This is a genomic window from Lichenicola sp. (genome assembly GCF_965198575.1).
Lineage (GTDB): Bacteria > Pseudomonadota > Alphaproteobacteria > Acetobacterales > Acetobacteraceae > Lichenicola.
This window is the reverse complement of the sequence record NZ_OZ240671.1, coordinates 225,879-240,574: the sequence shown is the minus strand read 5'-3', so window position 1 is coordinate 240,574 and position 14,696 is coordinate 225,879. Positions and strand designations below refer to the sequence as shown.

At 67.6% G+C, this 14,696-nt stretch carries 15 protein-coding genes and 1 tRNA gene; 7 read left to right on the top strand and 9 right to left on the bottom strand.

The annotated features are described in order from the left end of the window. Positions 1–32 precede the first annotated feature (32 nt). The 3 genes from tnpB to ACOEQ2_RS01320 all read right to left on the bottom strand — a co-directional run bounded on the left by tnpB (position 33) and on the right by ACOEQ2_RS01320 (position 1,656). Complete coding sequence (tnpB, locus tag ACOEQ2_RS01330; protein ID WP_419729595.1) at positions 33–314, bottom strand: IS66 family insertion sequence element accessory protein TnpB; 282 nt, start codon at positions 312–314, stop codon at positions 33–35. A gap of 101 nt (positions 315–415) precedes the next feature. Further along, entirely contained in the window at positions 416–829 is a 414-nt protein-coding gene (gene tnpA, locus ACOEQ2_RS01325; protein WP_419731106.1) for an IS66-like element accessory protein TnpA, read from the bottom strand. A 344-nt stretch (positions 830–1,173) separates the two neighbouring features. Further along, positions 1,174–1,656 carry a hypothetical protein gene (locus ACOEQ2_RS01320; RefSeq protein ID WP_419729594.1) on the bottom strand — a complete coding sequence of 161 codons (483 nt, stop codon included), beginning with the start codon at positions 1,654–1,656 and terminating at the stop codon, positions 1,174–1,176. A 182-nt stretch (positions 1,657–1,838) separates the two neighbouring features. Here ACOEQ2_RS01320 and ACOEQ2_RS01315 point away from each other — a divergent pair, with 182 nt between their 5' ends. From ACOEQ2_RS01315 to ACOEQ2_RS01305, 3 genes are all read left to right on the top strand, one after another. Beyond that, on the top strand, positions 1,839–4,016 hold the full coding sequence (locus ACOEQ2_RS01315) for an AAA family ATPase (RefSeq protein WP_419729593.1): 2,178 nt from the start codon (positions 1,839–1,841) through the stop codon (positions 4,014–4,016). Next, complete coding sequence (locus tag ACOEQ2_RS01310) at positions 4,013–4,546, top strand: metallophosphoesterase (protein WP_419729592.1); 534 nt, start codon at positions 4,013–4,015, stop codon at positions 4,544–4,546. The genes ACOEQ2_RS01315 and ACOEQ2_RS01310 overlap by 4 nt, the downstream gene beginning before the upstream one ends. Positions 4,547–5,223: 677 nt before the next feature. Then, positions 5,224–5,919, top strand: coding sequence for a hypothetical protein (locus tag ACOEQ2_RS01305; RefSeq protein WP_419729591.1), 696 nt, complete (start codon positions 5,224–5,226; stop codon positions 5,917–5,919). Between the two features lie 72 nt (positions 5,920–5,991). Here ACOEQ2_RS01305 and ACOEQ2_RS01300 read toward each other — a convergent pair whose 3' ends face one another. From ACOEQ2_RS01300 to ACOEQ2_RS01290, 3 genes are all read right to left on the bottom strand, one after another. Then, complete coding sequence (locus ACOEQ2_RS01300; RefSeq protein WP_419729590.1) at positions 5,992–6,333, bottom strand: hypothetical protein; 342 nt, start codon at positions 6,331–6,333, stop codon at positions 5,992–5,994. Between the two features lie 246 nt (positions 6,334–6,579). Then, positions 6,580–7,761 carry a tyrosine-type recombinase/integrase gene (locus ACOEQ2_RS01295; RefSeq protein WP_419729589.1) on the bottom strand — a complete coding sequence of 394 codons (1,182 nt, stop codon included), beginning with the start codon at positions 7,759–7,761 and terminating at the stop codon, positions 6,580–6,582. A 67-nt stretch (positions 7,762–7,828) separates the two neighbouring features. Continuing rightward, positions 7,829–7,904 (bottom strand) — tRNA-Glu (locus tag ACOEQ2_RS01290). 256 nt (positions 7,905–8,160) lie between these two features. On the opposite strand from ACOEQ2_RS01290, the gene ACOEQ2_RS01285 reads away from it, so the two are divergent. Then, positions 8,161–8,928 carry a MarC family protein gene (locus ACOEQ2_RS01285; protein ID WP_419729588.1) on the top strand — a complete coding sequence of 256 codons (768 nt, stop codon included), beginning with the start codon at positions 8,161–8,163 and terminating at the stop codon, positions 8,926–8,928. A 27-nt stretch (positions 8,929–8,955) separates the two neighbouring features. Here the strand turns inward: ACOEQ2_RS01285 and ACOEQ2_RS01280 are convergent, their stop codons facing one another. Both ACOEQ2_RS01280 and ACOEQ2_RS01275 read right to left on the bottom strand, forming a co-directional pair. Then, complete coding sequence (locus ACOEQ2_RS01280) at positions 8,956–9,960, bottom strand: EthD domain-containing protein (RefSeq protein ID WP_419729587.1); 1,005 nt, start codon at positions 9,958–9,960, stop codon at positions 8,956–8,958. Between the two features lie 13 nt (positions 9,961–9,973). Beyond that, positions 9,974–11,035, bottom strand: coding sequence for an SDR family oxidoreductase (locus tag ACOEQ2_RS01275; RefSeq protein WP_419731105.1), 1,062 nt, complete (start codon positions 11,033–11,035; stop codon positions 9,974–9,976). A 100-nt stretch (positions 11,036–11,135) separates the two neighbouring features. Here ACOEQ2_RS01275 and ACOEQ2_RS01270 point away from each other — a divergent pair, with 100 nt between their 5' ends. Then, entirely contained in the window at positions 11,136–11,516 is a 381-nt protein-coding gene (locus ACOEQ2_RS01270; RefSeq protein WP_419729586.1) for a winged helix-turn-helix transcriptional regulator, read from the top strand. 28 nt (positions 11,517–11,544) lie between these two features. Here ACOEQ2_RS01270 and ACOEQ2_RS01265 read toward each other — a convergent pair whose 3' ends face one another. Beyond that, the gene (locus ACOEQ2_RS01265; protein WP_419729585.1) at positions 11,545–12,105 is read right to left on the bottom strand and encodes an HNH endonuclease; all 561 of its coding nucleotides are present in this window, start codon (positions 12,103–12,105) and stop codon (positions 11,545–11,547) included. Positions 12,106–12,266: 161 nt separating this feature from the next. Here ACOEQ2_RS01265 and gluQRS point away from each other — a divergent pair, with 161 nt between their 5' ends. Further along, entirely contained in the window at positions 12,267–13,154 is an 888-nt protein-coding gene (gluQRS, locus tag ACOEQ2_RS01260; RefSeq protein ID WP_419729584.1) for a tRNA glutamyl-Q(34) synthetase GluQRS, read from the top strand. Positions 13,155–13,186: 32 nt separating this feature from the next. Then, on the top strand, positions 13,187–14,656 hold the full coding sequence (locus tag ACOEQ2_RS01255; protein ID WP_419729583.1) for an alpha-amylase family glycosyl hydrolase: 1,470 nt from the start codon (positions 13,187–13,189) through the stop codon (positions 14,654–14,656). Positions 14,657–14,696 lie beyond the last annotated feature (40 nt).

The following is a 14,696-nucleotide window of genomic DNA, read 5'->3' as shown; positions in this document are numbered from 1 at the left end:
CCACTGTCGGCTCGTGTACCGGCTCGATGTCGTCAGCCTGCTGATTCAGGGCGCAAGGTGCGCTGCGGGTGCCGCCAGTCGATCCCCTCCAACAGCATCGAGAGCATCGCAGGCGTTAGCGACACCGCGCCATCCTGCGCCTGCGGCCAGACGAACCGGCCGCGCTCCAGCCGCTTGGCATACAGCGACATGCCGAGTCCATCGTGCCAGAGGATCTTCACCAGATCCCCACGACGCCCGCGAAATACATAGAGGTCGCCGATATGGGGGTCGCGCTCCAACGCCTGCTGCACCTGCAGCGCCAGGCCGTTCATGCCGCGGCGCATGTCGCTGACACCGGCGGCCAGCCAAACCCGAACGCCGGATGGAACCGGGATCATCCGCGCAGGACGGCGACTATCCGTCGCAGCGCCGCCTAGCTGACGGTCTCGTCGACGCGGACACGCACCCCGCCCGGAAACTCGATCTCCATCAAGGCGGGTTTCGCTACTGGTCTTGGCGCCGACGGCCTCGCAGGCCGCGGCGGTTCCTGCTGTGTCTCAGCCGGGTGCTGCTCCTCGACCACGCGGACCGGAACAAGCCGCAAGGCCGATCCAGTTCTCGCCGCTACCGCTCGCTCGCGACGCCAACGGTAGACCAGGCTCGTGCAAATCCCATGGCGGCCCGCAAGCTCGCGCACCTGAGTGCCAGGCACATAAGACTCTGCCACCACACGCGCCCGGAAGGCTGGGTCATGGGCACGGCGTCTGTCGCTGATAATCTCGATCCGCTGCACCGAGGCTGCCTGAGTGGCTGCCACTGTCGCAGCCTCATCTGCTCTGTTCACCATGAGGCTAAGCAAGGCGATCTCAGCTCACGCCAGCAAGACGGCAGTCAGCGGACGGATACGGTTCGGGCTATGGACGTGCGGCCTAACGCGTCGCCGGATCACGATCGCAATCCTGCTGAACGATCATGTCATCCTTCCGGTGGGCGTCGAGGCGCCCCAGCATTGTGATAGGCCAGACCATCCAGACAAGTGCGGCCACCTGGGCATGCCACGCGGCACGTCTTCCGAAGGCGACACCTTCTATGCCACTGCGGGAGCGGGCTCGGGCGTGGTCGGCTCGAGGGATGACATGATCTTCTCCTCTGTGATGACAGCTTGATTCCTCGTGTCAGCCGTGACGGGACTCACTCCGTGAGCCACGTCAGATCCAGGACACCAATTGACGCGACGGGGGAACCCGGAGGGCAGGGCGCCTGACGTGTTCGTCGGTTGACGAACTCCAGCGTGGACTCGAGGCGGGCGAGGGCGCCTCCCAGATCGAGCGCACGATCAGCGGCCCAACTCGTCGACACGGTGTCGTCGCCGTCAGCGGTGCTCGCGACCCACGCCTCGCGCTGGGCGTCCGTGATCCAGTTCAGTGCGATCCGGATCTGGCGCGTGACCAGAGCCGCATCGGCGCCGTCCCAGCTCGGATCATGCACCGCGCGATCGAGATCGACGATCGGCTGGATTTCCACGTCGTCGCCCTGCACGGCCTCGGCACACGCCTGCAGGCAGTGGCCCAGTGGTGTTCGAATCCCGCCGATCCTGTGCGAGAGCATGCCGCCAGATGCGGCGACCTGTGCAAGGCGTTCAGCCAACGGGAACGAGATGACAACCGCGGACATGCACTCCACCCAGATACGGATGACGATATCGTAAACCCGTAAAGCTAATAAATCATTGCAAGTCAGCAAGCTTCGATATAGATCGCCCGAATGGCCATGACCACTCAGCACGCGACGCGGATAACGACGGCCCTGTAAGGCCGTTCATCATCCTGCTTGTTCGCCGTGTCGTGAGGTTTGCCGTGTTCCAGAACGATGACTCCGGATTTTCACCGGACGTTGATGCGATCGTTGACCGTCTGCTGGTCGAGCAGCGCGGTGCGCTCGACGCGGTTGGGGACGACGCTCCGTCAGGGGCCGGGCAGGTAACGCATCTGCCCGAGCCTGCCGAGGAGAGCGATCCGCAGGACGCAATCGATCTCCCGGACGCGGATGACGACGAGATTGTGTCAGTTCAGGACCCGTCGACGGCCGCAGCTGCAGAGCGTGTCAGGACAGCCCTCGCGCGGGCCCCTGGTTTGCGAGATGCGGTGGGGAAACCCGGAGCCGTGGTCGTGCTCGTTGTTGACGACATCTGGGCCGATCACGTCGTCAGGTCCTGGTACCGCAACGTGCACAACACGTCAGTCCCGTCGCGCGATCATTTCCGCGCACGCCGCGAGGGCGGCACGCCGTACGCCATCTCCTGCAAGGCTGGAGAGGCCTTGGGAACGACGCGCGACCACGAGCACCGCCTTGGGGACAGCCTGTCCCTCAGGCGCGGTTCGGTAATTTCGATTGCCGACATCGAGAGCCTGTCGCACGGGATGCGCCTCGCGGTGGACGTCGTCATCCCGATCCCGGTGCTCGACGACGAGGGCATGGCCGCTGTCGTGGGCGCATTCGGTAGCGGTGCAATCCCCACGTTGGATCCGGCGTTTCCGGCGCGTGTCGAGCCGCGGCACCTCGCGCTCGCGGTACGTCCCAACGACAGCCCAGGAACATTCCTGGCGCGTCTGCAGAGGATCGTGGAGGCGGACAGCGCTCGCGTTACCAAGAAGGCGAACGTTTCGCGATGGACGCTCGACAACCTCCCATTGCCGCCGACGGTGGAGGCCTGGGGGCGGCAGCTGGTCACGGATCTGGTCGCGTACAAGGGCGGCCGCATCGAGTGGGATGACGTCGACCGCGGTGCATTGGTATGGGGACCGCCCGGGTCGGGCAAAACGACGTTCGCGACGGCGTTGGCAGCGAGCGCGGGCGTGCCGTTGTTGCTCGGCGGTTATTCTGTCTGGGAGAGCGGCCCCGACGGCAAATCCGACTACACGAAAATCGTCAAATGCATGCGGAAAACGTTCACGGATGCAAAAGCCGCGGCGCCGTGCATCGTTTTCATCGATGAGATCGACAGTTTTGTCGCCCGTGGCGAGGCCGGACACAACGAGTCCTGGTTCCGTCCGCTCCTGAACGCGCTCCTCGCCGAGCTTGACGGGATCGAGGGGCGTGAGGGTGTGGTGGTCGTTGGTGCGACCAATCTGCCTGACGCGATCGACCCGGCGCTGAGGAGGGCTGGCAGGCTGGACCGCGAGCTGGAGCTGTCGCTACCGGACGCGCCGACGCTCGCCCGGATCCTGCGTGAGCATCTCGACGGCGCGGACCTGGACTATGCCGTGGTCACTCGCCGCCTGCCGCGTGCGTCGGGCGCCGATGCCGAACGCCTGGCCCGTGGAGCGCGACGCCGGGCGCGCGCTGCCGGACGGGCGGTCGAGATCGGGGACCTGCTGGCGGAGCTGGCGCCAGACGTGCCGTTGCCGCTGCACTGCCGGAGGCGGATCGCTGTGCACGAGGCCGGTCATGCCGTTGCGGCGGCCGTCGAGAGTCCGGGAATGCTGCAGGGCGTTTCCATTTCAGTGCCGGGCCTGCAGGGCGCGGGAGGACTGACGTGGGGCAGCGAGCCTGGAGCGCTCGTGCAGTCGCTGCCTGACCTCGAGGTGCGGATGCGGCGTCTGCTCGCAGGCCGCGCTGCGGAGGTGCTGGTGCTGGGTGCGCCGTCAGCAGGTGCGGGCGGCGCGCCCAGTTCTGACCTCGCGCAGGCAACGGCAACCGCGGCCTCTATCGAGGCCAGCTGCGGCCTGGGTTCGTCGCTGCTCTACCGCGGCGCCGTCGACGGACGATCTGTCGACAGTTTCCTGGTGCTGCACCGGGATCTGCATGAGCCCGTGCACCACCGGCTTGAGGCGGCATACCTGGCCGTGACCGACTTGCTCCGTTGGCACCGGCTTGCACTGGAGGCGGTCGCCGACGCGCTGCTGCGTAAGGAGGCGCTGACTGGCGCAGACGTCGACAGGCTCGTGGCAGCGCACCCTCCTGGGGAGGGGTCGGTGATGGCGGATGTGCCCAGGATTCCGACGCGGCCGACTCGGGCAGGAGGCCTGCGATGAGCATCTGGTTCACCGCAGACCTGCATCTCGGGCACGTCAATATCATTGGCCTCTGTTCGCGGCCCTTCGCGACGACCCCCGAGATGGATGTCGAGATCATCAGGAGATGGAACGCTGTCGTGCAGCCGACGGACACTGTGTGGGTTGTCGGTGATTTCGCGTGCCGGGCAAGTCGTGCACCGCAGGACTATCTCGCGGAGATGAGTGGCATCAAGCACCTCCTTTTGGGCAATCACGATCATGAGAATACCAGGACTGCCCCCGGCTGGGCATCGGTGCAGCAGCTGGCGGAGATCGTCGTCGAGAGCCAGCGCATTGTGCTCTGCCACTATGGATTGCGGGTATGGCCGAAGTCGCATCGAGGCGCCCTGCATATCTACGGCCATAGCCACGGCAGGCTCCCAGGCGATCGTCAGTCGCTCGACGTCGGCGTGGACTGCTGGGATTTCCGGCCAGTCAGTCTGCAGGAGATCCAGCGGCGGCTGGCGACCCTTCCCCCACGCGGATTTCAGGTAAAGAGCCCCGGATGACGCGGCGGTGAAGAAAGGCACGCTTGGCTCGGACCCGCCCAGGCCTGGCTCGGGTGTCCGGCGTGGGACCTGTTTGCCCGGCCTCTGCTCGCAAGCTCAAGGAAACAGTCCCACGTGGGCCGGTAGCGCCGCGCTGCTGTCGGTGCCGATGTCTGCGTCCAGGCTGAGGATCGCGGATCGGCTCTGCCGGCCGACGCAGCGGAGATCGCCGTGCCGGGCGGGAGCTTGGCCCGCGAGTAGCGGCCCGCGGGCAGGTCCGGCGCCATCGGGACGCTCCCGGCATAGGGAGTCTGCGCGCCTGGCCAGTCGCCGCGGCCATCCAGGATGTCGCCCGGGAAGCGGGCGCGGCGTCGGCCTGTCTGGGGATGCCCGTCTGTCGACCTGCGCCCCGGTGCCGAATAGCGGCTGCGAACCGGAAAACGCCAGAAACGGTCCGTGGCGGCCGGAGACCGCTGAGGTCACCTGATACACGCGTTGTCATCTGCGGGGCTGTACGGGCCGTCCCAGGAGGTCGGAATGTTGATGTTCGGCCAAAACCACGGTCTGCCAAGGGCGCGCAGCCGTCCAGCTTGAGGGCGAGTGCACAGCAGTTCGAACTGGGGTGGGTTGCATAGCCAGGCTGCATGCTGGGGGCGGACGGGGAGCCGGTGTGGTGCCCGGATACGGAGGCAGCGTTCATGGCCATCATGCAGATCTTGAGGGCGGTCGCGGCGGCCCTGGGCCGACTGGTCACCCGTACGGTGGCCGTATCGCGATGGATTGGCGGCCGTCTGGTGCTGACATGCGAGACCGTTGTAGAGCGCGCGGTTGACGTGGCGGCTTCCGCGCTCGACGTCGGCGCGACGGCCTGCAGGTTGGGCGCCGGGATCCTGTTCGAGGTTGTGACGGCGCCGTGCCAACTTCTCGGTACGCTGGCTCGCGACCGCCAGCAGTCGACCGCTCCCGAGGCTGCGGCCTCGGAGGCTATGCAGGTGGCCGTCGCGCAGCAGCAGCGTGCCGACACCGCCGAGGATGCGCGGCAGGTCCTGACGTCGCTGCGGCGAGTTGCGCAAGCGCGTGCGGCCGGTCAGGTGCCGGATCCACTGCATCTCGGTCGCCTGTCACAGCGGCTGATCGAGTACGTGGAGGGTCTCGACCGCGAGGAGTGCTCCGCGCTGGCGCGACGGTCGACGAGCGAACTGCGGGTTCTGGTCTCGGGCAGGAGCCTGCGTCGCGACGTGAGGTCGCAGGATCAGGTCGCGGTGCCTGCGCCAGTCGTGGATCTCGCTGAGACGAGGACCGCGCGGAGGCTGGCGATCCAGGCGGCAATCCGTAGTGGAGCCAATCGGGACAGGACGGTCGACGACGTACTCGCGCGGGTCGCGACAGTTTGACGCCTGCAGAGTGCGAATGAAGGCGGCCGTCGAGGCATCCTCGACGGCCTTCTCGTTTTGCGGATCCCGCGTTCAGGCGGCCCGGCGGAACGCCCGGACAGCGTCAGCCAGAATCCGGCGATCCTCCGTCAGTGCCGCGACCTGCCGACGGAGGATCTCGTTCTCGCTCTCGGCGACCCCCAGGTCTGCACAGGCATCGGCGAGACGCCCGCGCAGATCCTCGTTGGTGCGGGCGAGCGCGTTGGCGCGACCTCGAGCGCCAGCCTCAGCGCATGCTGCGTTATGGGCAGCGCGGCGATCGCCATCCTGTCTGGACAGTGCGTAGGCCAGGATCGCGGCCTGACCCAGGCCGCCGATCGCGCCGCCGACCGCCGATCCGACGCTCTCAGGCGAGTGGCAATCGTGGACCGACATGACGGCTCTCCTGAAACTCTAGGCCGAAAAAAGACCGACAAGCAATATCTCTGTTTTAAACCGAATAAAACAAATGTCAACAGATTACCGCGCGGTAAGAAGCCGATGCTGAAACGTAATCAGTCTGTCGTCGGCCTTAAAGGCGATACCCAGGCTGTATCTGAAACCGAAGAAGTCGTGGAACACGGGATCCAGACCGCCACCCAGCCGTGTAGAAGCCTTCTGTGCTTCACCGCGAGAGCTGCTTCACGATAGTCCGCCTGCCTCTGCCAGTTCGGTCAGGTCCGGCTGGTAGTACCGGTCCAGCGACTTCACGTCCTGGTGTCCGGTAACCCGCTTCAGGTCCAGTGGGTTCGGATAACGCTTTGCCAGCTTGGATGTCGCGATATGGCGCAGGTCATGAAAGCGGAGGTCTTGCAGCCCCGCCTTCGCGATAATCCGGCCGATCCTGACCTTGAAAGCGTTCGGGCCGCCAACAGAGAATACCAGCGCTTCAGCGTCTGGCTTTCTGTCACCGAGCTTCTCGATCAAGGTGGCTGCCGCCTCGGGCATCAGCGGCCGGATCTCCCAGCCTCTCTCTTCCTTTCGACGGGCGGTTTTCAGGTGGCCTCCCGTCTTCGTGCCGCGCTCATGGCGACCACGGACCGTCAGGAGCTTCTTTTCGAAGTCGATGTCCACCCAGCGGAGTGCGATGATCTCCCCCATACGCATCGCCTGCGCCAGAGCCAGTCTCGTGACCAGGACATCATCAGCACACGGCGACGCCGCGACACCCTTAAGGAGGCGTTCTTCCTCGCCCTCGGGCTTCTCCTCGCCCCTGGCCGCGGCATCCCGAAGCTCCTGTTGACGCGGCGCCTCCAGCCGTCGCTCGCGCTTGATGTCGGCACCGTCCGGCCGCTTCACCAGCGCGCTCGACGCCGGGTTCACAGCCAGTGGCACGTCCCATTCGCCGATCGCGTGGTTCAGGATGCGTGCCAGCAGGTTCAGCCGCTTTACAACGGTCGAAGCCGCGTACGCCTTGCCCTGTCGGTCACGGAAGCTCCGGATCGCCGTCGGTGTCAGCCTGGAGAGCGGGAGGCTGCCTATGGTGTCGGTCATGATGGCCGGGACGTGGCCACGGTCCTCCGCGGCGCCGCGGCGTCGGCCGCCGTCCTGCATCTCAGCGGTGACAAACCGTTGGACCAATTCCGCAAGCGTCGTTTGGTCCAGCGACCGCCGGTCGACGAAGGCGCCCTCTCGAACTCGAACCGACGTCTCCTCCAGCCACTCTCTCGCGAGGCGTGACGTGTCGAATGTCCTGGTGACACGGGTGCCGTCGACGAGTTTGCGGGCACGGTACTGCGATGCCCCGCGACAGGCCACGCCCAGCGGCAATGGCCTGCCTGTCGCGGGGTCGAGGGTGTTTTCGATGGCCTTGGGCCTGCCCATGCGTCCGTCCTCCAAAGGAGGATTGGACCATAATTGGACCAGAAAACAAGGATTAAGCGCAGAAGTGTGGCGTCCCGTAGGGGATTCGAACCCCTGTTACCGCCGTGAGAGGGCGGTGTCCTAGGCCTCTAGACGAACAGGACGTAGCCAGTGGCGGAGCATGTAAATCAGCGCCCGGGGCGATGCAAGCCCCCGCGCACCGCCAGCAGCGGCCGCCCGCCGCCCAGGACAGCGCCGGATCATCGTGCAGATGCTGGATGTCGACACGGGCCCGTCACGGGCTATGGTCGATGTGACGAGCCGCCATCGCACGGGGGCGTTTCATACCCGCCGCGTGTCGGCACCACCTGATCCGCGGCCACTGGGGCGCGGGGCAGCACGCGGCGATCGGGAGCAGACATGGCCATCCTGAGTGCCGAGACGGCGAATTTCGCGAGCCTCTCGGGTGCCTTCCTGCTGGCGTTCCCGGCGCTGTTCTCGATCGTCAATCCGTTCGGCGCGGCACTCATCTTCGCCGAGGTCACCGACGGGCGCAGTCCGGCAGAACGCGCCATGCTGGCACGCCGGGTGGCCCTCTACGGGCTGCTGATCCTGCTGCTGTCGCTGTGGATCGGCAGCACGCTGCTGGCGTTCTTCGGCATCACCATCGGTGCACTCCGGATCGCCGGCGGGCTGGTGGTCGCGGTCCGGGCCTGGAGCCTGTTGCAGGCGCCGGAAGCCAACGAGGCCAACAAGGAGCGCCAGGCCTACCAGGACGGCCGCACCGCCAGCGCCGATGTCGCCTCCACGGCATTCTTCCCGCTCACGATGCCGTTCACGGTCGGGCCGGGCAGCATCTCGGTGGCGATCGCGCTCGGCGCCGAGCGTCCGGAGGCGGCGCACGTGATGGACCGCGTCGAGTTCGGGGTGGGTACCTGCCTGGCCGCGGTCGCGGTGTGCCTGCTGGTCTGGATCGCCTATGCAGGCGCCCCGCGATTTGTACGGCTGCTGGGACGCTCGGGTGCCCGCATCGTGACCCGCCTGGTGGCGCTGATCCTGCTGTGCATCGGCGTGCAAATCATGGTGTCGGGGATCCAGGAGATCCTGGTTAGCACCCTTGCCCAGGCGAACCTGGTGGTGTCGGGGGCGGCACACCCGCCGGGCCTGGGGTCGCCAAGGCTGCCGTGACGGCGCCCCCGGACCGCGGCGGGTGGCTCAGGCCGGAAGCTCGGTCGCCAGTTCGGGCAGCAGCCGGTTGATCACGCTGTAATTGACCGCGGTCCAGAACTCCGAGCCGTCGCCGGCGAAACGGTGCTCCGACGCCTCGATCGCCGCATAATCGGGGCTGACCAGGTAGTCCTCGACATCGTTCAGCGAGGCAAAGCCCATGACCGAGACGGCGTCGATCCGGCTGCCCTCCGGATCCTCCTGGGTCGAGCCGATAGTGTGCAGCTGGGCGTAGCGGCGGACGAACTCGTGCGTCGCCCGTTGCGCCAGCACCAGCCTGGCATGCTCGCCCAGCAGCCGGGCCTGGAACTCGGCCCGGCTGAGCTCCGGCCGGCGCATGTGGATCGCGACCAGGCTGACCGCGTCGCGATGCCGGGCGCTCGGGATCAGGATGAACTCGCGGGTGATCTCGCGGGTCACCATCCGGAACGCGACCCGCTCATCCTCGATGATGCGTTGGGCGAACTTCTCCTGCCCGAGCGTGCGTTTGATGTCGGGTTGCTCGGCGTAGGTGATGTAGGCAAGCCCGTCCCAGCGCGGACGCCCGAACGCCGGCACCCGCTTCTCCGGGTCGGACGGGAGCCGGCCGGTATCGTCCACCATCGCGCGGTAGGGTGGCCGGAAGAACGAGGACGGGCCCGAGGCGATGCGATGCAGCTGGTCGTAGCGCAGCACCAGCTCCGACGAGCTGCCGGGCTCGTCCCACGCGAACTTGGGGCCGTGCACCTTGCGCCAGTATTCGTCCCAGTGCTCGAACGCGAGGCCTGGATCAGGCTCCAGCGCCAGCCTGCCCGGATGCAGGTCGGGCCGGCGGACCTCGCGACCCCGGACGTCCTTGGACGCCCCCTCGTCCTGGGGGCGCTCGCCGGGCGGGGTGTCGTCGACGCGGCTGACGAACGTCGGCGTGACGATCAGCGGCCGGGTCGTGGCGGTGAAGGCCCGGCGCACAGGCGCGCGATGCTCGTTGTCGGAGCGGGAGAAGTCGGTTGTCATGGCGAGGGTCCGATCAGGGGATCAGCCGGTCGGCACGCAGCTGCCCGAACAGGTCGAAGAACGCGTCGTCGGTCGGCTGGTAGGCGGTGAAGCCCAGGCGCCGGCTCTTGGACATGTCGGTCACGACCTCCAGCGGCCGGCCGAGATCGGCGTCGGTGTGCCAAGGCGAGGACAGGCGGTCGAGGTCGGGCTCGGCCAGTCCTTCGCGTTCGGCAATCCGCCGCCACACCGGCGCATCATCCGCCATCTGCTCGGCCAGCGGTGTCATGCTGCCGTCGAAGGGTGCGGGCTCCAGGCCAAACCAGGCGGCGATCTGGCCCCACATCCACTGCCAGCGGAAGATGTCGCCATTGACCACGTTGAAGGCTTCGTCATGTGCGGCGGGCGTCGCGGCGGCCCAGAGCAGGTGCCGGGCCAGCTGCCGCGCGTCGGTCATGTCGGTGAGCCCGCTCCATTGCGCCTGGTGACCGGGGAAGCGGAAGGGCCGGCCGGTCTCTCGGCACAACGTCGCGTAGGCGGCGAGCGTCGTGCCCATGTTCATGGCATTGCCGACGGCCTTGCCGATCACCGTATGCGGGCGGTGCACGCTCCAGGTGAAGCCGTCGCGCGCGGCGGCGGCGAAGACCTCGTCCTCCTGCGCATAGTAGAAGTTCTCGACGTCGAGCCGGCCCTGCTCCTCACGGAACGGGGTCTGCGGCAGCGTGCCTTTTCCGTAGGCCTCGAATGGCCCGAGATAGTGCTTGAGCCCGGTCACGAGGGCGACGTGGCGGGGGCCGTTCGGCGCCGGCAGCCCGTCGAGCAGGTTGCGGACCATGCCGGCATTGACCCGGATGTTCTCCGCTTCCGAGTCCTGGCGCAGCCAGGTGGTGATGAACACGGCATCGGGCTGCACCTGGCTGAGTGCCGCCTTGGTGCCCGCGGCATCGAGGAGGTCGGCCGCCAGTGGCAGCACGCCCGGCTGTGAGCCCGGTCGACGCGCGAGCCCGTGCACGGTCCAGCCCTGTTCCGCCAGCAGCGCCGCCGTGGCACTTCCGACGATCCCGCTCGCGCCCACCACCAAAGCCGTTCCGGCCATCATCAAGCTCCTGCGTTGTGTGCCATTGAAGCTGGGCAGCGGCCGCAAACGCTTCTAGACGGCACCAATCAGGAACCTAGGCACCAGGAGGTAACCAGCGATGCAGCCTGGAACGGCCGAGCCGGAATGGCGCGAGGATTGTGCACCACGCCGGGTGCTGGAGGTGTTCACGACAAAGTGGACCAGCATGATCCTGCACACGTTGCACGCCCGCCACGACGGCATTGCGCGCACCGGTGTGCTGCAGCGCAGCCTGCCCGGGGTGTCCAAGAAGATGCTGACCCAGACGTTGCGCGAGATGGAGCGGAGCGGCCTGCTGACCCGCCACGTGCATGGCACCGTGCCGCCGGCGGTCGAATACCAGCTGACCCCGCTCGGACGGCGCTTCGTCGAGCCGGTGGAGCTGCTCTACGCCTGGGGTCGGGCCAATGGCGACGCGCTGGACCAGCTGGCGAGACGCCCCACCTCCCGCCGCTCCTGACGATCCGATGCGCCAGTACGGCGGGATGTCAGCTCTCGAGCACGCTGTCCCAGTAGAGATAGTCGCGCCAGCTCTCATGCAGGAAGTTCGGCGGGAAGGCGCGGCCGTTCTCCTGCAGCTCCCAGGTGGTGGGCTGCGAGGGGGTCTTGCGCGGATGCATGTGGATCTCGCGCGGGAGCCGGTTGCCCTTCAGCAGGTTGCAGCTGCCGCACGCGGTCACGACGTTCTCCCAGGTGGTGCGACCGCCGCGCGAGCGCGGGATCACGTGGTCGAAGGTCAGGTCGTGCGTCGGCAGGCGGTCCGAGCAGTACTGGCAGGAGAAGTTGTCGCGCAGGAACACGTTGAAGCGCGTGAAGGCGGGGCGCCGGGCGGACGGGATGTAGTCCTTCAGCGCGATGACGCTGGGCAGCCGGATCGACAGGCTCGGCGAATGCACCTCGCGGTCATATTCGCTGAGCACCGAGACGCGATCGAGGAACACTGCCTTGATGGCGTCCTGCCAGGACCACACCGAGAGCGGGAAATAGGACAGCGGGCGAAAATCCGCGTTGAGCACGAGTGCCGGGAAGTGCAGGCCGCCGTCAGGCAAGTGCGCATCCTTTCACGGACGGCGCGCGAAACGGCTTGGCTTTCGTCAAACGAAACGCCAGTCGATGTGCGTCGTCGAGAACCTGGAGTTTGTATTGCAGAGGGCACCATGCTCTGCAAGCTGCGCGCCTTTCCGCAACCCTGCCGTCACCAACTTGTCGCATGAGTAGAGAGCCTCCCACCGCCAGCCAGCCGGTCGTGACGCGGTTCGCGCCGAGCCCGACCGGATATCTGCATCTGGGCCACGCCTGGTCGGCGCTGACCGCCTGGAGCCGGGCCCGCGAGGCCGGCGGACGCTTCCTGTTGCGACTCGAGGATATCGATCCGGGTCGCTGCCGGCCGGAGTTCGCAGCCGGGGTGTGCGAGGATCTCGAATGGCTCGGACTGCACTGGGACGGCCCGGCAAGGGTGCAGTCGGCGCATCTGGATGAGTACCGGCAGACGCTGGAGCAACTGGCCGGGCGGGGGCTGCTGTATCCGTGTTTCTGCCGGCGCGCCGACATCGCCGCCGAGATCGCGGCGGCGGGCGCCGCTCCGCACGCAGCGCCGGACGGGTCGGCACGCTATCCCGGCCTGTGCCGCCGGATCGATCCTGTTGCAGCCCGCGCTCGGGTGGAGGCCGGTGAGTCGCATGCGCTCCGGCTCGACATGGCGGAGGCTTGCCGGCAGGTCGGCGGCGGGCTGTCACGGATCGAGGACGGGCAGGGCGCGATCCCCTGCCGGCCGGAGCTGTTCGGCGATGTCGTGCTGGCTCGCAAGGATGCGCCGGCGAGCTACCATCTGTGCGTCACCCACGACGACGCCCGGGCCGGGGTCACGCTGGTCACCCGCGGGACCGACCTCGGCCCCAGCACCGACCTGCATCGCCTGCTGCAGGCGCTGATGGGGTGGCCGGCACCGGTCTATGCGCATCATCCGCTGCTGCGCGACGAGAGTGGCCGCCGTTTCGCCAAGCGCGACCAGGCGCTGACGCTGCGGGCACTGCGTCATCGAGGCATCACGCCCGAGGAGGTTCTGGAGCGGGTCCGGGTCATGGCGAAGCTGGCGTAAGCTGACGTAGTCTGCCCGGCGGAGGACCACGCATGCACGATCTGCCGCCCAATCCCATGCTCTACCAGGTCAACACGCGGGTGCTGATGCGTCGCATCGAAGCCGCACTCGGCCGTCCGGCCGGCTTCGACGACATTCCCGATGCGGCGCTGGCCGCCCTCAGGGAGCTGGGGTTCGACTGGGTCTGGTGTCTCGGCGTCTGGCAGACGGGGCCTGCGGGTCGTGCGATCTCGCGCAGCAATCCGGCCTGGCAGGAGGGGTTCCGGGAGGCGCTGCCAGACCTCGCACCCGAGGACGTCTCCGGCTCTCCATTCGCCGTTGCGCGCTATGCCGCGGCGGAAGAATTCGGCGGCGATGCGGCGCTGGCCCGGCTGCGTGCGCGGGTGAACGCCGCCGGCCTGCGGCTGATGCTGGATTTCGTGCCGAACCACCTAGCGCTCGATCACCCGTGGGTGGCCTCGCGTCCGTCGCTGTTCGTCGGTGGTGGCGAGGCGGAGCTGGCGGAGGCGCCCGCCAACTGGATCCGGCTCGAGAACGGCATCTTCGCGCATGGCCGGGATCCGTACTTCCCCGGCTGGCCGGACAGCATCCAGCTCGATTACGCCAATCCGGAGACGCAGGCGGCGATGGCCGAGACGCTGCTGCAGATCGCCGGAACGTGCGACGGGGTGCGCTGCGACATGGCGATGCTGCTGCTGCCGGACGTCTTCGAGCGAACCTGGGCGGCCCAGCTCGCCGGGCGCAGCGTGGGCGAGTTCTGGCCGGATGCGATCCGGGCCGTGCGTGCCGCCCATCCGGATTTCGTGTTCATGGCGGAGGTGTATTGGGGCCTGGAGCACCGGCTGATCCAGGACGGCTTCGATTTCTCCTACGACAAGGCGCTGTACGATGCGCTGCATGACGGCGATGCCGGTCGGGCGCGCTCGCTGCTGGCGGCCGAACCGGCGGCGCAGGCGCACCTGGTGCGCTTCCTGGAGAACCATGACGAGGCGCGGGCGGCGGCGGCGTTCGACTGGCCACGGCACCAGGCGGCAGCGATGCTCGCCTTCGCGGCGCCCGGCCTGCGGCTGCTGCATCAGGGTCAGCTCGAGGGCCTGCGGGTGCATATCCCGATCCACCTGGATCGTGGTCCGGACGAGCCCGTCGATGAAGCGGTACTGGCGTTCTACCAGCGGCTGCTTCGGGTGCTCGATCAGCCGGTGTTTCGCGGGGGGCGCTACGAGCCGCTGGCCCCGGTGCCGGCCTGGGACGGCAATCCGAGCCACGAGCGTTTCGTCGCGGCGGTGTGGCACGACGAGGCCGGCCCGAAATACCTGCTGGCGGTGAATTACGGACCCGACCGCGGCCAGTGCCGGCTGCACGCGCAACTCGGCGACGGCGCCATCGGCCTGACCGACCAGCTCGATCCGGAACGCTACGAGCGCGACGGCGGCGAGATCGCGCGCTCCGGTCTGTACCTCGACGTCGCCGGCTGGGGCTTCAACCTGTTCAGGATCGACTGATGGTTCGGGTGGGTCCGCCGGGACGCAGCCTTGCCCATGC

What these genes read in the sequence shown, in the direction of transcription:
- ACOEQ2_RS01280 (WP_419729587.1), bottom strand. Translation starts at nt 9,960, where the DNA reads ATGACAACCGACTTCTCCCGCTCCGACAACGAGCATCGCGCGCCTGTG.
- ACOEQ2_RS01300 (WP_419729590.1), bottom strand. Translation starts at nt 6,333, where the DNA reads ATGTCGGTCCACGATTGCCACTCGCCTGAGAGCGTCGGATCGGCGGTC.
- ACOEQ2_RS01305 (WP_419729591.1), top strand. Translation starts at nt 5,224, where the DNA reads ATGGCCATCATGCAGATCTTGAGGGCGGTCGCGGCGGCCCTGGGCCGA.
- ACOEQ2_RS01255 (WP_419729583.1), top strand. Translation starts at nt 13,187, where the DNA reads ATGCACGATCTGCCGCCCAATCCCATGCTCTACCAGGTCAACACGCGG.
- ACOEQ2_RS01275 (WP_419731105.1), bottom strand. Translation starts at nt 11,035, where the DNA reads ATGGCCGGAACGGCTTTGGTGGTGGGCGCGAGCGGGATCGTCGGAAGT.
- gluQRS (WP_419729584.1), top strand. Translation starts at nt 12,267, where the DNA reads ATGAGTAGAGAGCCTCCCACCGCCAGCCAGCCGGTCGTGACGCGGTTC.
- tnpB (WP_419729595.1), bottom strand. Translation starts at nt 314, where the DNA reads ATGAACGGCCTGGCGCTGCAGGTGCAGCAGGCGTTGGAGCGCGACCCC.
- ACOEQ2_RS01270 (WP_419729586.1), top strand. Translation starts at nt 11,136, where the DNA reads ATGCAGCCTGGAACGGCCGAGCCGGAATGGCGCGAGGATTGTGCACCA.
- ACOEQ2_RS01285 (WP_419729588.1), top strand. Translation starts at nt 8,161, where the DNA reads ATGGCCATCCTGAGTGCCGAGACGGCGAATTTCGCGAGCCTCTCGGGT.
- ACOEQ2_RS01295 (WP_419729589.1), bottom strand. Translation starts at nt 7,761, where the DNA reads ATGGGCAGGCCCAAGGCCATCGAAAACACCCTCGACCCCGCGACAGGC.
- ACOEQ2_RS01320 (WP_419729594.1), bottom strand. Translation starts at nt 1,656, where the DNA reads ATGTCCGCGGTTGTCATCTCGTTCCCGTTGGCTGAACGCCTTGCACAG.
- tnpA (WP_419731106.1), bottom strand. Translation starts at nt 829, where the DNA reads ATGGTGAACAGAGCAGATGAGGCTGCGACAGTGGCAGCCACTCAGGCA.
- ACOEQ2_RS01310 (WP_419729592.1), top strand. Translation starts at nt 4,013, where the DNA reads ATGAGCATCTGGTTCACCGCAGACCTGCATCTCGGGCACGTCAATATC.